The sequence below is a fragment of the Rhizobium sp. BK176 genome (assembly GCF_024808055.1).
Window position 1 is genome coordinate 127278 of record NZ_JANUBV010000012.1, and the last position, 16774, is coordinate 144051.

General features: G+C 56.7%; 15 protein-coding genes and 1 pseudogene. 5 read left to right on the forward strand and 11 right to left on the reverse strand.

Annotated features, from left to right (window positions below; genetic code table 11):
• The first annotated feature begins 181 nt into the window (after window positions 1-181).
• Window positions 182-4177: a PAS domain S-box protein gene (locus tag FHT76_RS28145; protein ID WP_183756682.1), complete on the forward strand. Its 3996-nt coding sequence runs from the start codon at window positions 182-184 to the stop codon at window positions 4175-4177.
• A gap of 143 nt (window positions 4178-4320) precedes the next feature.
• On the opposite strand, the gene FHT76_RS28150 is transcribed toward FHT76_RS28145, so the two are convergent.
• Together FHT76_RS28150 and FHT76_RS28155 are read right to left on the reverse strand one after the other, a co-directional pair.
• On the reverse strand, window positions 4321-4566 hold the full coding sequence (locus FHT76_RS28150) for a hypothetical protein (RefSeq protein ID WP_183756683.1): 246 nt from the start codon (window positions 4564-4566) through the stop codon (window positions 4321-4323).
• Window positions 4567-4850: 284 nt separating this feature from the next.
• On the reverse strand, window positions 4851-5000 hold the full coding sequence (locus FHT76_RS28155; RefSeq protein WP_405049519.1) for a DUF2382 domain-containing protein: 150 nt from the start codon (window positions 4998-5000) through the stop codon (window positions 4851-4853).
• Between the two features lie 1194 nt (window positions 5001-6194).
• On the opposite strand from FHT76_RS28155, the gene FHT76_RS28160 reads away from it, so the two are divergent.
• The 3 genes from FHT76_RS28160 (at window position 6195) to FHT76_RS28170 (ending at window position 8514) form a co-directional block, all read left to right on the forward strand.
• Window positions 6195-6617 (forward strand): low affinity iron permease family protein, encoded by a 423-nt coding sequence (locus tag FHT76_RS28160; protein ID WP_259186085.1) that lies wholly within the window; start codon window positions 6195-6197, stop codon window positions 6615-6617.
• A gap of 262 nt (window positions 6618-6879) precedes the next feature.
• Window positions 6880-8133, forward strand: coding sequence for a sensor histidine kinase (locus FHT76_RS28165; RefSeq protein ID WP_259186086.1), 1254 nt, complete (start codon window positions 6880-6882; stop codon window positions 8131-8133).
• Window positions 8134-8151: 18 nt separating this feature from the next.
• On the forward strand, window positions 8152-8514 hold the full coding sequence (locus FHT76_RS28170; RefSeq protein WP_183756685.1) for a response regulator: 363 nt from the start codon (window positions 8152-8154) through the stop codon (window positions 8512-8514).
• A 48-nt stretch (window positions 8515-8562) separates the two neighbouring features.
• Here the strand turns inward: FHT76_RS28170 and FHT76_RS28175 are convergent, their stop codons facing one another.
• The 3 genes and pseudogenes from FHT76_RS28175 to FHT76_RS28185 form a co-directional block, all read right to left on the reverse strand.
• Window positions 8563-8751, reverse strand: coding sequence for a hypothetical protein (locus FHT76_RS28175; protein WP_183756686.1), 189 nt, complete (start codon window positions 8749-8751; stop codon window positions 8563-8565).
• A gap of 688 nt (window positions 8752-9439) precedes the next feature.
• Window positions 9440-9639: pseudogene (locus FHT76_RS28180) on the reverse strand (IS21 family transposase); the annotation flags it as partial.
• A 39-nt stretch (window positions 9640-9678) separates the two neighbouring features.
• Window positions 9679-9885, reverse strand: a complete 207-nt coding sequence (locus tag FHT76_RS28185; protein ID WP_183756687.1) for a hypothetical protein — start codon at window positions 9883-9885, stop codon at window positions 9679-9681.
• 313 nt (window positions 9886-10198) lie between these two features.
• On the opposite strand from FHT76_RS28185, the gene FHT76_RS28190 reads away from it, so the two are divergent.
• A complete protein-coding gene (locus tag FHT76_RS28190; RefSeq protein ID WP_405049522.1) occupies window positions 10199-11113 on the forward strand; it encodes a c-type cytochrome in 915 nt (304 codons plus the stop codon).
• Here FHT76_RS28190 and FHT76_RS28195 read toward each other — a convergent pair whose 3' ends face one another.
• The 6 genes from FHT76_RS28195 to FHT76_RS28220 form a co-directional block, all read right to left on the reverse strand.
• Entirely contained in the window at window positions 11114-11479 is a 366-nt protein-coding gene (locus FHT76_RS28195; RefSeq protein ID WP_246719956.1) for a cytochrome c family protein, read from the reverse strand.
• Between the two features lie 19 nt (window positions 11480-11498).
• The gene (locus FHT76_RS28200; protein ID WP_259186088.1) at window positions 11499-12389 is read right to left on the reverse strand and encodes a cytochrome c oxidase assembly protein; all 891 of its coding nucleotides are present in this window, start codon (window positions 12387-12389) and stop codon (window positions 11499-11501) included.
• Between the two features lie 286 nt (window positions 12390-12675).
• Window positions 12676-13278 carry a cytochrome c oxidase subunit 3 gene (locus FHT76_RS28205; RefSeq protein WP_183756689.1) on the reverse strand — a complete coding sequence of 201 codons (603 nt, stop codon included), beginning with the start codon at window positions 13276-13278 and terminating at the stop codon, window positions 12676-12678.
• Window positions 13275-15182, reverse strand: coding sequence for a cytochrome c oxidase subunit I (gene ctaD, locus FHT76_RS28210; protein WP_183756690.1), 1908 nt, complete (start codon window positions 15180-15182; stop codon window positions 13275-13277). Before ctaD ends, FHT76_RS28205 begins: the two co-directional genes overlap by 4 nt.
• Entirely contained in the window at window positions 15179-16162 is a 984-nt protein-coding gene (gene coxB, locus FHT76_RS28215) for a cytochrome c oxidase subunit II (protein ID WP_183756691.1), read from the reverse strand. Before coxB ends, ctaD begins: the two co-directional genes overlap by 4 nt.
• Window positions 16159-16749, reverse strand: coding sequence for a c-type cytochrome (locus FHT76_RS28220; protein ID WP_183756692.1), 591 nt, complete (start codon window positions 16747-16749; stop codon window positions 16159-16161). The genes coxB and FHT76_RS28220 overlap by 4 nt, the downstream gene beginning before the upstream one ends.
• Window positions 16750-16774 lie beyond the last annotated feature (25 nt).

Genomic DNA, 16774 nt, shown 5'->3' on the forward strand with positions numbered 1-16774 from the left:
GGCTGCCTGCGATTTTGCAGCAATCATAGCGTGTGCTGCTTGTGGCCAAACGCCTTGCCGGGGTTGTGTTGGTTGCTCGGGGCCTGTACCACATCGAACAAAACTGATTTTTCGGCTTGCTGGGCACTTCCCGAACGGAATGTTCCGACTACATAAGTCGCGAAAAACGACTGTGGTTTCAATGATAGCTGACGATTTTGATTTTCTTGCTCATGGTGGCGAGCTTGCCAACCTGATCCGTAATTTCGAGTGGGAAAAGACGTCGCTAGGACCGCCGTCGGGCTGGCCGCAAGCCGTCAAGGTGACTACGAGTACCATTCTTCAATCCCCCGTTCCCATTGTCACCCTGTGGGGAACTGACGGGATCATGATTTACAACGACGCCTATTCCGTGTTTGCGGGAGGCCGCCATCCCCAGTTGCTCGGCTCCAAGGTGCGTGAGGGCTGGGCCGAGATTGCCGACTTCAACGATAATGTCATGAATGTCGGGCTGGCCGGCGGAACTCTTGCCTATCAGGACCAGGAACTGACGCTACACAGGCAGGGGAGGCCGGAACAGGTCTTCATGAATCTCGACTACTCGCCGATCATGGACGAGGACGGCAGGCCGTGCGGGGTCATCGCGATTGTTGTGGAGACGACGGCGAAAGTCATGGCCGAGCGGTGGCGCCACGGCGAGCAGGACCGGTTGCGGCGGATGTTCGAGCAGGCCCCCGGCTTCATCGCGATGATGCGGGGTCCAGAGCACGTGTTCGAGTTAACCAACGCTGCCTACCAGCAACTGGTTGGGCATCGTGACATTGTCGGAAAGACGGCCAGGGATGCGCTCCCTGATCTCAGGGGGCAGGGGTATTTCGAGCTCCTCGACAAGGTGTACCAAACAGGCGTTGCCTATGAGGGGCAGGCTCTGGCCGTTGATTTTCAACCGTCCGCACAATCGAACGTCGAACGGAAATATGTTGACCTCGTCTACCAGCCTGTACTCGATGCTGACGGAGCGATCGTCGGGATCTTCGCTCAGGGCACCGACGTGACCGACCGCGTGACTGCGGAAGAAGCCTTACGCGCGAGCGAGCGGCAGTCTCGCCAGATTCTGGACGGAGCGATCGATTATGCAATTCTCGCATTGGATTTGAATGGTCGGATTCTTCGCTGGAACGAAGGCGCAAGACGGATTTTCGGTTGGACGGAAGAGGAGACTGTTGCAGTCCACTGGGACATGTTGTTCACGCCGGAAGACCGAGACGCAGGCAAGGCGCGTGAGGCCATGGACGCCGCGCTCAAAGATGGTAGCGCCCATCATGATCGATGGCACGTTCGAAAATCCGGTGAACGTTTCTGGGCGAATGGCGAGATCAGTGTTATTCGCGACGAGCAAGGCCGGCCTGTGGGTCTCGTCAAAGTCTTGCGTGACAGGACAGAGGAACACTTGGCGGCTCAGGCTCTGAAGGATACGGAAGCGGGATTGAGACGTGCGCAGGAAGCTGGAGGCGTCGGCGTTTTCTCGCTCGACCTCGTCACAAATGTGCTCAGTGCGACGCCGGAATTCTGCAAGATTTACGGATTGCCCGAAGACAAGGATGTCTCGATCGAGCAGGTTGAAAAGCTTGTTCTCGAGGAAGACCGGGAAACAGCGTCCAATGAGAGGACACGCAGTGTCGGAGACTCTCCCTTGAACGTCGAGTACCGCATTCGTCGCGCAGACACCGGGCAGAAGCGGTTCATCGCCCGGCGCGGCGAATTTGAACGAAATGCGGACGGCGTGCCAGTCCGTTTCGTGGGGGTCGTGCAGGATGTTACAGATCGGCGAAAGGCTCAGCGCGACCTGAGGGAAAGTGAAGCCAGGTTCAGGGCGCTTGCCCAAGCCATTCCGAACCACGTGTGGACGGCAAGACCCGATGGCCAGCTCGATTGGTTCAATGAACGGGTCTACGAATATGCCGGAACTTTGCAGGGGGATCTGGACAACGACCAGTGGACGAAGATCGTCCACCCCGAGGATCTTCCTGGTGTCCTGAGTGTCTGGCAGGCCTCGCTCAAATCGGGGCAGCCATACGAAACCGAATTCCGTTTGCGCCGGGCTGACGGAAACTATCGCTGGCACATTGTCCGCGCCGTCCCAACAAGTGATGAGGAGGGACGGGTCGTCCGCTGGATCGGAACCAATACGGATATCGAGGAACAGCGTGAGACACGCGCAAAGCTGGAGGCGCTCAATGAGACGCTCGAGCAACGTGTCGCTGAGCGTACCGCAGACAGGGATCGGATGTGGCGCCTGTCCACCGATATCATGCTCGTCGCTGATTTCGATGCAAGGATAACGGCGGTCAACCCCGCCTGGAAGACGATCTTCGCCTGGGACGAGCAAGACCTTGTAGGCATACCCTTCGTGGATCTGGTTCACCCGGATGACCGGGCGGGGACGCTCAAAGAGGTCGCAAGGCTGGGCAAAGGTGCAACCACGTTTTCCTTCGAGAACCGGTATCGGGCACGGGATGGCAGCTACCGTATCATTTCGTGGACCGCGGTGCCGGACGAGACCTTCATTCATGCCGTCGGACGCGACGTCACGGACGAGCGGGAAGCCGCCGCAGCTCTCAGAAAAACCGAGCTCGCGCTTCAGCAGGCGCAAAAAATGGAAGCGATCGGAAACCTGACGGGAGGTGTTGCACACGACTTCAACAACCTTCTCCAGATCGTGGGAGGAAACCTGCAGCTGCTTGCCAAGGACACAGCCGGAAACGACAAGGCGCAAACCAAGATTGCGAACGCACTGGCCGGGGTTGACCGAGGGTCCAAGCTCGCGTCGCAGCTTCTGGCCTTCGGACGCCGGCAGGCCCTCGATCCTCGGGTCGTCAACGTCGGACGGCTTATTCGTGCGATGGACGAAATGCTTCGTCGAACGATTGGAGAGGGGATAGAAGTCGAGACGATTATTTCCGGAGGACTTTGGAATACGCTCATTGATCCCATGCAGATCGAGAACGCGGTCCTCAATCTTGCTATCAATGCCCGTGACGCCATGGATGGCTTCGGAAAGCTGACGATTGAGGCGGGGAATACTTTCATTGACGACATTTATGCGAGACAGCACCAGGATGTAGAGCCCGGGCAATATGTTTCCTTGTCTGTCACCGATACGGGCACCGGAATGTCGCCCGAACTGGTCGAGAAGGTGTTTGAGCCGTTTTTCTCGACGAAGCCGGAAGGAAAAGGAACAGGCCTCGGGCTCTCCATGGTCTACGGTTTCGTCAGGCAGACAGGTGGTCACGTCAAGATCTATAGCGAACCTGGTCATGGGACCACCGTAAAGATCTATCTGCCCCGTTCAATGCAGCAGGAGGATCTTGAGGTCGGAAATATGGATCTGCCAGTTGAAGGCGGCCCTGAAACCATTCTCGTCGCCGAGGACGACGAAGGCGTGCGCATGACGGTTGTCGAGATGCTGCAGGATCTCGGCTACCGAGTCCTCAAGGCTCCTGACGCTGCTGCCGCGCTGTCCATCATCGAAAGTGGCGTTCATATCGATATGTTGTTTACAGACGTCGTCATGCCGGGGCCATTGAAAAGCAGCGAAATGGCACGCAAGGCGAAGGAGCGGTTGTCACATCTCGCAGTGCTGTTTACGTCGGGCTATACCGAGAATTCCATTGTCCATGGAGGCCGCCTGGATCCCGGCGTGCAACTTTTATCAAAACCCTACACCCGCGAAGCGCTTGCCCGGAAGATACGTCACGTCCTCAACAACGAAAAGCAGGCGAGGGCAGCGCTGGAGCGAAAGCGCCCCGTCGAATCGGCGCAACTCGAACCCATTGCTCGCACCGAGGAACGGCCAAGGCGTGTACTCCTTGTTGAAGACGATATGCTCATACAGATGGCCGCGGCTGACATGCTCACGGAACTTGGCTGCGAGGTGTTGGAAGCGGGGTCGGCCGAAGAGGCTTTGGCGCTGCTCGAAAAAAGCGTTCCGGACATACTGGTAACCGATCTTGGGCTGCCCGGGATGTCAGGACACGACTTTTGCAGGGAGGTGCGCAAGCGTTGGCCGGGCCTCGGCATTGTCTTTGCAACAGGATCCAATCGCACTCCCGAAATGGAGGACGCGTCCAGAACCGCCCTACTTCTGAAGCCTTACAGGACAGAAGACCTCGAAAAGGCTTTGAGCCTGGCCGGTTGAGCCGCTTCGGTAGGATCGACCGGCGACGGGTCGGATAGGGAAATACGGTATGCCTGTTCGATCAGCGCGTCGCGCGATCGCCAAATATTGGAAAAGGCCGGTGCGCTTGCCCGGCCTTTCTACTTTCATGCGCAACCAACAGGTCAGGGATCGAAGCCGATGTCACGTTTGAGCCAGCGAGAAAGATCCGGTACTGTTGCCAGCTTTCTGCCCGGCCGTCGCATCAGGACGGCGACGCACCCGACGATGCGCAGTTTGAATTTCGATCGGTGCCTTTTAGTGGAGAGCGGTGATTGGGCGCTCAGCAAAGCAATTCTTTTCATGGTGATTTCGCGGCCAATGCGCCGCGCCTTCTTCCAATGATGGGAAAGCAGCCGCGCCGTATCCAAAACTGAAATGGCCGCGCTGCGTGAAGACGCCAGACCGCGAAAGAAAATGATTGGTGACGGGCTAGCCGGACCTGGGCCGGAACGTCACTTCGATCTCAGACAACGGTGGCGTAAGGGACAAAAAGTCTGCCATTGCACGCCTCCTTCTCCGGTTCGAACGTGGCGAAAACATAATCGAAGCAGAGCCTTCACGCAAGCAGGGCGCGAACAAAAAGCCCGACGTCACGTCGGGCTCTCTGGATGCGGCAATCATCTGAAGTTCAATCTTTGCGGAAACCCTGGTTCTATCCGCCTTGGGATTGCGACAGGCCCTTGGAACGTTCGTCGTCGATCTCAAACTCAGTCTTGCGAACGCCGTCATCGATGGTTTCGGTGCGGTTCGAGGCAGTCTTTCGGATGCCAATCTCCTCGACGACACGGGCTTCCTTCTGCACGAGCGCCTCCTCATGATGCTCCTCGGCCGAAACCGTCCCATCCTTCGAAGCCGCGATCGGCGTCGGTCAGTGGGCGGTCGACTGGACGTCTGTCGACTTCAACAAGGGTATCATTCAGATTGGAAACGGAAACCAGAAACCCGCCGCGACGGAGACCTTCGGCGTAAATCGCGCGATCTTCATCAGGAAGGAAGAAATCCTCAAGCATTGGCCAGAACCGCTTACATCGGCTTCTGTCCTGACCTTCGGAAAATCGTCCACAAACCGGTCCACCGACACGCGTTGGACCTGCACGTCATCCTGCGCGGAGCTCGACTGCGACACTCGCGACGCTCGCTTCCGTCCGGGTGGTAACCGAAACACTACCCTCTCTGATGATTTCTGACGCTCCTCAACGACATCCAGTTTCCGTCCATGGTGCTGCATGTGCCACCTTTCGAACAGCAAACGGATGCGGTTCCGCATGGTCCCGAAAATTGGATGAACTGTTAGGTGGCGGACCATGGATATAGCAGCAACATGAACCTTGCGTCTTAATGCATTAGCCCTTCACAAACCGCGCGAGCACTTTCGATACGGTCTCGGGGTAATTTTCGCTGAGGAATGCCCTACGTTCTGCAGCAATGTTCTCTCAATGGCCCCAACGACCTTTGATAGAGAACTTGTGAAACGGCGGGGGTGACGCCGACCTCGTTCCCTCGAAATTAGATCGCTGGCAAGAGGCAGCTTCCTCGCTTCTTTTACTATGTCCTCAAGCACCCGGCTGTCCGGGTCAACTGACACAATGCCGATCTTGAAAGACAGTTATGGAGGTGACAGCAATCCAGTCAGGATGGTCGGACCACTGCCACACCCGTCGAATCTCGCTGATCGGACGAGCCGTCCAGGCCCCAGTTCAAGGGCGTGTCGAGCTCAATGCATTCGAGACCCAGTCCAGCAGCGTGCATCTACAGTTGGCTGATCCACAGGCGAGCTTGGCAACCGCAGGTCTATGGCGCGGCGGGCGGTGGCGGCCAGTCCTGGTCACCGGGTGCTGAGCCGCTGAAGATTTTCCAACGCACTCACCACAAGTCAGCAGGCTTGAAACGAGATTTCGGCTGCACTCCGTCCGTCCCCTGGCGTACAGAGCTAATGCCAAGGGGAACTGTTTCTGTAATCACGCGTTTGTGATGGGCCGGCAACAGCGAGACCTCCATGAGCGAACACGAAGCGTCAAAAATCTTTTCGAAATTCTCCACTGTCATTTCTGAGTTTTCCGGCAAGCCGGCCACTTTCGTTGCGGCGGTGTTCTTGGTCGTTGTGTGGGCCGCATCTGGACCACTCTTCGGCTTCTCTGAGAATTGGCAGCTTGTCATCAACACTGGTACCACGATCATCACATTCCTCATGGTGTTTGTTCTGCAGAACTCGCAGAACCGCGATGGTAAAGCCCTGCAAGCCAAGCTTGACGAACTGATCCTGACATCTCAGGCGCAGAATAAATTTGTCGGGATCGAGAAACTCGACGAGCAGGAACTACGTGAATTGAGCCGGACCCTTTCCGAACGAGCGGAATGCGTAGAAGACAAGGCAACCGACAAAGCGCAAGAACGCAACCTTGATCAAACGCAACTTTGATTTTTTTGACCGACATGCAAGATCGAAGCTCGGAGGATGGCTCCCAGACGGTCTGTCAAACAGGATCGGGAGATCGGAGCGAACTTGTTCGGGGCCGCTTTGGCTTGCATTTGCGTAGCCCTTGGGAACCACTTCTTTGCACACGCATTTCTATCGTCAGCCGTTCCGGCATCGCTTTCTCCAAAGTGAGCGGATTTCTCCCAGTCCGCCGGAACGGCGATTGACCGTTCTCGCACCACGGCAGTCTGCTGCAGGCAGTGCCGTGAGCGCAGATCTGCTGAGGATTGTCGTCGTGCCGGAACCAGCTGTCTTTTCGAAGGTTAACGTTTCCATGGCCACCCAAGACACGTCGCAGGACCCCGGAATAGCCACCGAGATCGATCTCAGGCTTGGGAAAAGCCGCATGGCAAATGCCATCCGGACTTTCGATTGGTCGCATTCCAGTTTGGGCCCTCCGGGCACCTGGCCGCATTCCTTGGTCGTCAGTCTGCGTTTGGTGCTCAATACGACGCAGCCGATCTGCTTGTGGTGGGGAACCGACCTGATCAATTTCCACAATGACGCCTATGCACCAATGCTCGGAGCGAGAGCCCCCGGCGCGCTCGGCCAGCCGGCGCGGAAATTGTGGCCGGATGTCTGGGACGACGTCCACCCTTTGGTCCAAGAAGCACTCGCCGGGCGTTCTGTCCGCAGGGAGGAGCTGCCATTGCTTATGACGCGCAATGGCTATGAAGAGCCAACCAGCTGGAGCTTTTCATACTCCCCAGTCTTCGATGACGACGGAACCGTCGCAGGTATAATGAATATCGTGGTTGAGGCGACGGAGCATGTCCTTCTACGCCAGCGGCTGAGGCAGGCGCTGGAGGAGGCGCGGGAGCATATCCGCGTCCAGAGCGAGCTCGAGCATCGCCAGCGTGAGCTGCAGTCCGAACTTACGCACCGGATGAAAAACACGATCGCAATAACGCAGGCTGTTGTCTCCCAGACGCTGAGAACCGCATCGTCTACACAGGAGGCGAGCGAAACGATTAGTGGTCGCCTGATTGCAATGGCAAGGGCTCAGGACCTCCTGCTTCAGGGCAGCACCTCCAGAATGGGCATTCGTTCTATTATCGACCGTGCTCTCGACGGTCATGCAGATGGTGATGGCAGATTTTCCATAGAGGGACCGGATCTTTTGCTGGAAGGGCAGCGCGCCCTCGGACTTTCGCTTGCCATACATGAGCTCGCAACAAACGCAGCCAAATACGGGGCGCTGTCTTCTGACAAGGGCGTTGTCCATATGCAATGGGTATTGGAAGGCAGCCGTTTCAGGTTTGAATGGAAGGAAAAGGATGGACCACCACCGAAACCTCGCGACCGAACCGGATTTGGGTCGCGACTGACCGAAAGGATCGTTGCCTCGTATTTCAAGGGCACCGGGCAAACCTTATTCGAGCCAGATGGCATTCGCTTCGTTCTCGATGGATTTCTCGAGAACGTCGAGAGCAATACGCATGGCTTTCACGCGCTCTAGACTAGGTACCAGGCCAGAATGACCGCAGCTATTTCGCTTCTAGTCGTTGAGGACGAGCCCCTCCTACGGCTTGACATTGTTGATTTCCTGACGGACGAGGGCTTCATCGTCTGGGAGGCAGATAATGCAGCCAAGGCGATGGATACCCTCGTTCACCATCAAGAAATCAGGCTTGTCCTGACCGATGTTGACATGCCTGGCGCAATGGATGGCATCAAGCTTGCCACCTACGTCAGGGATCGGTGGCCGCCTCTGAAAATCATCGTCGTTTCAGGCTACCGAACGGTCCACAGAGATGAGATCCCTCCAGAAAGCCGTTTTGTGAGCAAGCCCTACGACCCGCGACAGATTGTCAGGACAATCCGTGAAATGCTGGCTTAGAGCAGTGGTTTTCTTTGCGAAACAGTGTGGTTCGATGTTCTCAGTCAGCTACGGCAGCACAATCAAAAGTACGATCATGATAGCGGCGGTCAGCAAGCAAAGTACATCAAGCCCAACGGTCACGATATCAGACGCGCGACGTCGTCTCGATCGCTCGAACGTGGCGGCAATGCCCGCACCCATGAAGCTCATGACAGCGACTATACCCAGCACTAGCGGTAAATGGGCTGTTTCCATCTCTAACCTCCCTTCTCTGGAAACCCCAAACCAGAATAAGGGCTCTAGGTTCCTTCGCCTACCACGGAGCAAGCTGCGCTGGTGGATGGCGACTGTCGTTGGCTGCAGATGAACCGAAGAGTGCCTGGCCGATCTGAAGCGAGGCTCGCCTTGCAAAGCCGAGATGGCGTCCGCGGAGAAACATGTTGGCATTGTTAGCCACGCCCCCCGCTGAAGTGCTCGGCGTCGCCTGTTCGCCTGAAAGAAACCTGCGACCAGTCGATGTTGATCGTGTTTCTTCATGGAATTGGCGCATGGGGGCGCAGCTGATGCTTTGGCATCCTCGTGGCGCCCCCACCTCCCGCATGCTCGGTGTTTGGCGGCCATGAGTGGTTCAGCGTAGGAGGAAATCCATTGGACCCGGACCGCATATGCGGGCTGCCCGGACGCGGTTGGACGATTTGATAAACGAAATCATTCACCGAGAAGGGTTTTTGTGAGCTGTCTGCACCGCACTGCATTCGTTGGGTGTCGCAAGCCGCAATCGTTGCACTCGATGGTCTTGCGTTTGGCCGCTGGAAAATCGGTGCATTGATCTCAGGAAGATTGAGCTCCAAGGGATTCAGCAGCGCAGACCCTACTTACCGCGCAATCCTGTCGAGTGACTACGGACCGCCGCGACAATTGCCATTTCGCCGGAGGAACCCGCAACGCGGCGCAGAAAACGTGTGTCGTTGAGATCAGCAGCAAATAGGTGATCACGGCCTTCACCTCCGCCAGACTGTAGAATGTTCGATGGCGAAGGCCGCCCAACAGCCAGCGCGCGACGATGCGAACCGCCGCCTCTACTCGAGAACGGCGTGGCCGCGTCGGCACGACGGCGCTCCCATAATGCGCCGCATTTCCAGCGGTCAAATGCCACGGCCCATGGAACCGCTAGCTTCCGGATTATTCACTATCGCCCCGTTGCTTGAGACCATCTGAGAGATTCTTGACGCGCGGATTGGCGTTGGTCTCACCTTGGGAATCCGGTGTTTTGTCAGGATCATCCTTGGCCGGCAAATAGCCGCGCGGTTTATTTTCTCGAGGGCCTTCCCAACGCGGTGACTGGTCAGTCGTACCTGGTGTTCCGTCTTTAGGGGTGTTCATTCCCATTGTTCATCTCCTTTGATCCCTGTAAAACAAACCAGAGAAGCTTCGGTTCCTCTCATTATCGGTCTGTCTGCTCGCAAGTTTGTGGCATCGAGACAGGATCAATACGCTCACTACAATCTTAAATGGCAGAGGTCTCCAAGGGGGCGGGGTTTGGGTTCCACAGCTATCGACTGTTTGGGGTCGATCACGGAACCAAACAAGCGCGTCGCAGTTGGGTTCCAAGGAGAGGGGTATATCTTCTCTCGTCGACGCGTTGTTAGCTTTGCGGGAACGAATGAGTGCCCTCTCAACATCCATGTCATGGGTTGGCCGTATGCCGAGCAAGGTTGCAATAACTGTCCTTGTGTTCGGTCTCGTCGCCGTTTTCTGTCTCGTTACTTGGAACTTCACGAAAGCCGTCCCAACGTTTCTGCCTGGTGACGAACGGCTTGAAGGGGGTGATGAACGGCGCGGCGCCCTGGTCTTTGCCGCGGCCAGTTGTTCGTCTTGTCACGCTACGCCGGGGCAAACCGACCGTCATAAGCTCGGAGGCGGCCTAGCGCTTGCCTCGCCGTACGGTACTTTCCGTGCCCCGAATATATCCTCGGATCGCACTGACGGTATAGGCTCTTGGTCTGCATCCGACATCGGGAATGCATTGGTGGTCGGAATATCGCCTGACCGGGAGCACTACTACCCAACGTTTCCCTACACTAGCTATACCGGCATAACGCTGGCGGATCTCAGAGATCTCATTGCTTATATGCGCGTTCTTCCACCTGTGACGGGACGCCCGCCGCCGCACGACATTCCGATCCTACTGCGGTTCCGACCTTTTATCGCGTTCTGGAAGCTGCTCTACTTCATCGAGGGACAAACTCAAGGCGAAAAAAACGGAGATGCTTTACACGATCGCGGCGGCTACCTCGTGGAGGCACTCGTACATTGCGCCGAATGCCACTCGACACGAAACGTTATGGGCGCGATCCAGCCTTCAACGCGCTTTGCCGGCGGCCCAGACCCCGAAGGAACGGGCTTTGTTCCGAATATCACGCCAAGCAGGATAGGAAGCTGGACGGAAAACGATATCGCAACAATGTTGGCGACGGGAGAAACACCTAACCACGGCCGTGTCGGCTCCTCAATGGCAGACGTAGTCGAAAATACATCAACCCTCCCGGAAACCGACCTACAAGCGATTGCCCGCTACATCAAAAGCCTCCCATCTCGTCACACCCCCAAGCCCTGATTATTTGCCGTAGAGGTACGCCGAAAGATGCCGCGCCTCGGCCTCCGTCACGCCGGTCGCTGGCATCGCGGACTGCGGTGAAAAGCGCTGCGGCGATACAATCCAGGCCGTAAGATTGTCTGGCGTGTTGTTGATGACACCGCCAATATAGACCTGCTGGGACAATTGCTCCAAGGGAGCCCCTACTTTTCCATCTGCTCCGGGAACACCAGAAATGGTGTGACACCCACCACACCCGTACCGACGGAAAATGGGCAATGCGAGCGTTGAATCGCCGCCTGTAAGTGCCTCGGCGATCGTTTGTCGTTTTGATTGTTCCTTGAACGCATTTGTCAGGTATCCGACAAGCAACACTGCAGCGACCATTCCGGTTATTGCCGCGAGTCTATACGACATCAAACCCAGGGGCATCCTTTCCTCCCTTACCCGCCCTATGGATCCAGATGGCCATCAGCCAGAGCGCAGCGCCCCCATAGATCAGTCCCCCTGGTACCCACATTATGGCGCCCGCGAGTTGCTGATCCTCCAGCGGGGTCATCCCCCAGTGAGGGGCCGAGCGCGTTTGGTCAACATAGAGGACGCGTGGGGCAAAGGTGATCAATGCGCCGAGCATGGTCGTATGCATCATCGTGACGAAGAGGTGCCAGGCTGCGGCACCCCCGTCGCAACGCCAGATGACGGCCCACCAGAAAAAAACCCCCGTCAGGAAAAAACTCAGATGCTGCAAGCGGTGGACCAGGGGACTTGTAACCGCAGGATCGAATAAGGCAGGCACATGCCAGCTCCAGATCGCCAGACCATGGAGGACAGTCGCGACGAAGGGTACGGTTAGTAATCGCCAGCCAGTCTGAAGAAAGCGGGTGACAAGGACCTTTCCGACGAGATGGCGCAATCGGCGCGGCATGCCCCACATCAATGATCCAATCGGCCTTGCCAGCACAAGACATAGTGCTGCAACGATCATGACCAGCTCATGTTCAACCATATGAACCGAAAAAAGGTGTTCACCGAGCTCGTGTAGAGGTGAGACCAACGCAACGACAAGGGTCGCGAGGCCTGCCCAGAAGAGCGTTGCTTCCCCCAGGAGCCGATACGAGCCGCGAGGTCTGCGACTTGTGAGGGCGAAGACGCCAGCGCTGTAGAGGAGAACGAGAATTGTCAACGGCACCATAATCCACGGATCGATGGGCCACGGTGCAACCGTATGCTGGTCGGCGTCATGCGCCACCGCAAAGTGCGGGTTGATGAAGATAAAGATCGCTATTAGTGCACGCATGGGTCTAACAGCACGGCAGCTGCCCCCTGCAAGATGAGCGCAAATGTAAAACTCATGCCTAGAAGCACTTCGGATCTGCTGCCAAAGATGCCAATGCGTGACGTCGCCCGCCTTCTCAAAGCGATCGTTGTCGCGATTGAGATTGCCACGATCGCCAACGCCGCGAGGAGCGTCCAATCCGTGCCCAACTGACAATCCCTGTACGGAAGTAAGAGGCCGAGCTGGGTGTTAAGCGCCCATAAAAACGGAGGCAGAACGACGAGACGGTGTCGGAGTGAAGATGATGTCATAGACGTGGAACCCAATAAATACAGCCGTAAATCGGCAACCAAATGAGGACCACGAAGTTCCAGTAAAGCGCGTTGTCCTGGACGTCGCCGAAGCGGCGCGTGTTGTTCCCGTGCCGAGTGAACATCAGACAAGTGAGGACGACAGTATCTGCGAGGTCCGTTACAATATGGGTGGTGTGCAGGCCGAGAAGTGTCCACACGATCGACCCGTAGGCATTCTGGTCCCACATCGTATGAAGGGCGTAGAATTCGAAGACGCGAAACGGCAAGGGGATAATTCCAAGAATAGTCATCAAGATCAGACCAATTTGCACACGCCGTATCTGTTTTCGCTCAGCCCATCGTGAGAGAAGAACATTCGGAACAACGCTTGCCAGAAGGATGGCTGTCAACCAGGTGCCTGCCTGGAGATCGGGCGGGGGCGCATCAATCGGCCATACCGGCGCGAGGCCCATCAGGTAGAAGTAGACAGCGATCCCTAGCGCAAATCCGGTCCCTTCGATGAGCATGAATGCACAGGTCGCCCACCACGTGGGGCTAGCCATCCCCATCCCATGAAGGGGCAAGTTGGACGTGTCGAGTACAATACGATCCCTCACGCCTCGTCCTCCGGATCTCCCTTTGGCCAGAACCATCCGATTAAGGTTACCACGATCGGTATCGCGCCCCAGATGATTGCCCAGGGGGAGAAGATCGACCAGATCAGCATGACAGCAGTCGCAACAGCGGTCCAAAAGGGCCATAGTGAATTTCGTGCCGACGATTCCCGTGCCTCAGGCGCGGCATCCACCACTCGTGTTACCAGAAGTTCGCGACGGTCCACGCGAAGCCCGGCCGCGACAGGCAGAAGATCCTGGTCAGCTGATAGTGGAGCCAAGCTGTTGACCACGGGGATGCGGCGGAAATTAAAGGCTGGGGGAGGCGACGACGTCGCCCATTCCAAAGTCGTCGCGCTCCATGGGTTTGGCCCGGCTAACGACCCCATTCGCCAACTGCACACCATGTCAACAAAAAAGATAAAAAAACCGGCAGCCAGGACGACAGAACTAAAACTGATAAAGAGATTCAGCCCCGCCCAAGGCAGCTCCGGCTGATAAGTGTAGACCCGTCGGGGCATTCCCGCTAGGCCGAGAATGTGCATCGGAAAAAAAGTAAGATGAAAGCCGATGAAGATGAGCCAGAACGCCCACCGTCCGAGGCGTTCGCTCATCATGTGGCCGGTCGCTTTGGGATACCAGTAATAAATGGCTCCGAGCAATGGGAAAACTGCGCCACCGATCAGCACGTAGTGAAAGTGTGCTACGACAAAGTAGGTGTCATGGACTTGCGTGTCCAAGGGAACGGAAGCGACCATCACCCCCGTCAGCCCACCCATCACGAAGGTCACTATGAAGCCGAGAACAAACAGAAAGGGCGTCTTGAATACGGGCTTTCCGGCCCAAAGGGTTGCAAGCCAACAAAAAATCTGAACGCCGGCTGGCACGGCAATTGCCATGCTGGAAGCCGTAAAAAAGCTTTCTCCGACCCTTGGCAGGCCAACGGTGAACATGTGATGCACCCAAAGACCGAATGACAAAATTCCGGTCGCAATCAACGCGGTGACCAAAGCCAGATAGCCAAACAATGGCCTTCCAACGAATGTCGGCAAAATCGTGGAAACCATGCCGACAGCAGGAAGGAAAATGATGTAAACCTCGGGATGGCCAAAAAACCAGAACAGATGCTGCCAAAGAAGCGCGTCGCCCCCTTTGGCCGGGTTGTAGAACTGCGTTTCAACCAGCCTGTCCAGTATTAGTGTTGAGCTGGCGAACATGATCGCAGGCATCGCCATGATGATGAGGAACGACATGACGAGCATCGCCCAGACAAGGACGGGAATTCGGTCCAGCGACATTCCCGGTGCCCTCTGCTTGAAGACGGTAGCGACGATCTCTACAGCGACAGCGAGTGCGGCAAGCTCCGTGAAGGTAATCATCTGCGCCCAGAGATCGGCTCGCTTTCCGGGGCTGTATTGCGGGCCGGCGAGCGGGACGTAGGCAAACCATCCGACATCAGGCGCTGTGTCTAGCGCAAATGACAGCCAGAGCAGGATGCCACCAAACAGGAATATCCAATACGAGAACGCGTTCAGGCGAGGGAAAGCAATGTTTCGCGTTCCGACCATGAGAGGAACAAGATAGACCGCCATTGCCTCCATGATCGGGACGGCAAAAAGGAACATCATGTTCGACCCGTGCATCGTGAAGATCTGATTATACCGGTCAGGGCCGATGTAGCGCGCCTCCGGCCGCGATAGCTGAAGGCGCATCGCAAGTGCCAGGATTCCCCCAAGAATGAGAAACACAAAGGCGGTGACGACATAGCGTCGCGCGATGATCTTGTGATCCACGGTCGCTAGAATGCCCCTTACACCAGAAGGAGAAGCCCATGTTCTGGCTAACCGCGATTCCAGATCTGCGTCACTGAGGTCGATATCTGTCAAGGCTCGCTGATCACCGGTCATTTCAGGCTTTCCATATAGGCTGAGACGTGTCGCAGCTCATCGCTTGTCAATGGAACGAGTGGCATGTTATTCCCTGGCTTTATTGTCTGAGGGTCTGCTATCCATGCGGCAAGCGAGCCGCGTGTGGTCTCGAGCACGCCAGCAGCAATTGTCTGCCGGCTACCGACATGGGTCAGATCTGGACCGCTTGTTCCAGCCGCAGGCGTTCCCCGAACCGTGTGGCAGGCAGCGCAGGACTTGTTGTTGAACACGGTCTTGCCTGCATCTGCCTCCTGCATACTTGGTTCGATTGCTGCTGCTGCCTGATTGACTTGCCACCGTTGGAAGTCGGCCTCCTCCTGTGCTATCACGAGCAAGGCCATGTGGCCGTGCTGCAAGCCACAAAACTCCGCGCATTGCCCGCGATATACCCCTGGTCGCTCTGCTCGAAGCGTCAGGAGGTTGCGGCGACCAGGGATCAAATCCAGTTTCCCAGCGAGACTTGGTACCCAAAATGAGTGGATCACATCCATGGATTCCAGCTCCAGCTGCACGTCCTTCCCGACAGCGACATGAAGTTCGTTGGCGGTCTGAAACAGCGTCGCGCCGTTCTGGTCCTTGTAGATAAACTGCCACCACCACTGCTGTGCCTTGACTGTGACAAAGTCGGCGGGATGCCCAGGGGCATCCAGCGCCCGCGTCGTGTAGAAGCTGGTTAATGTGAGTGCCGCGACGATGACTACCGTCGCAGTTGCCGCTGCCTGAACGGATATTGTCATTCTACGGGTGTTAACGCTGTCGTCTGGGATCTGTCCTCGGCGAAGCAGGGCCCACACAAGAAAACCCGTCACCGAAATCCAGATCACAGAGCAGATAATGACCATGACGATGATGAGCTGTTGAAGGGCAATGGCGGCGTGGCCATGGGCATTGAGTGCGGCCTGGTTTCCGCTACAGCCAGCGATAAGGAGCAGAAGGGCGGCCACGAAGAGGGCGTTCACGGAGATGGTCCCTGGTCGGGTCTCACCGGTGTCGGCCCCTCATCGAAAAGGATTATCGCTGGCGCGCGGTTTTCTGCTGGTCGATTGGTCTTGTCATCGTTGCGGCTGGGAGCCACAACGCTGGGAGAATAGGCCCCAATTGACTTCACGTAGCCGGCCAGCTGCCAGATTTGAACGCTCGTCATCTTGCCCTTGAACGCTGGCATACCATGCGGGCGCCCGTCTCGGATGGAGGCAACGATCGATATCATCGAAGGCCCGTAAAGCCACCAACCATCGAGAAACGATGGTCCATTCTTTCCCTGGCCATCGCCATGGCACTGCGGACACCCGAACCACGCATAGAGCCGCTTGCCCTGGCTCAGATTATAGGCCGTGCTTTCATAGGGCTTGCCCATTTTAAAATAGACCTCAGGCGGCGTGCCCCCGATGTTGTTCGGCATCAAACGAAGATGGTCAAGCGCTGCCGCCGTCGGGGGATCAGCACGGAATTGACGGGGCTCTCTCGCCCATCCGATAAAAGTTGCAGCGCCGCAAAGGCAGAAGAACCCCGTTGTAGCAGCGATCGTTGTGGTGATGCTCGACATGGCCTCCCGCCAAAAATCGATAAGA

Excerpts from the sequence above, each read along its gene's own strand:
- FHT76_RS28160 (WP_259186085.1), top strand. The coding sequence starts at position 6,195 with ATGAGCGAACACGAAGCGTCAAAAATCTTTTCGAAATTCTCCACTGTC.
- FHT76_RS28185 (WP_183756687.1), bottom strand. The coding sequence starts at position 9,885 with ATGGGAATGAACACCCCTAAAGACGGAACACCAGGTACGACTGACCAG.
- FHT76_RS28200 (WP_259186088.1), bottom strand. The coding sequence starts at position 12,389 with ATGCGTGCACTAATAGCGATCTTTATCTTCATCAACCCGCACTTTGCG.
- FHT76_RS28170 (WP_183756685.1), top strand. The coding sequence starts at position 8,152 with ATGACCGCAGCTATTTCGCTTCTAGTCGTTGAGGACGAGCCCCTCCTA.
- FHT76_RS28220 (WP_183756692.1), bottom strand. The coding sequence starts at position 16,749 with ATGTCGAGCATCACCACAACGATCGCTGCTACAACGGGGTTCTTCTGC.
- FHT76_RS28145 (WP_183756682.1), top strand. The coding sequence starts at position 182 with ATGATAGCTGACGATTTTGATTTTCTTGCTCATGGTGGCGAGCTTGCC.
- ctaD (WP_183756690.1), bottom strand. The coding sequence starts at position 15,182 with ATGACCGGTGATCAGCGAGCCTTGACAGATATCGACCTCAGTGACGCA.
- FHT76_RS28190 (WP_405049522.1), top strand. The coding sequence starts at position 10,199 with ATGCCGAGCAAGGTTGCAATAACTGTCCTTGTGTTCGGTCTCGTCGCC.
- FHT76_RS28175 (WP_183756686.1), bottom strand. The coding sequence starts at position 8,751 with ATGGAAACAGCCCATTTACCGCTAGTGCTGGGTATAGTCGCTGTCATG.
- FHT76_RS28195 (WP_246719956.1), bottom strand. The coding sequence starts at position 11,479 with ATGGTCGCTGCAGTGTTGCTTGTCGGATACCTGACAAATGCGTTCAAG.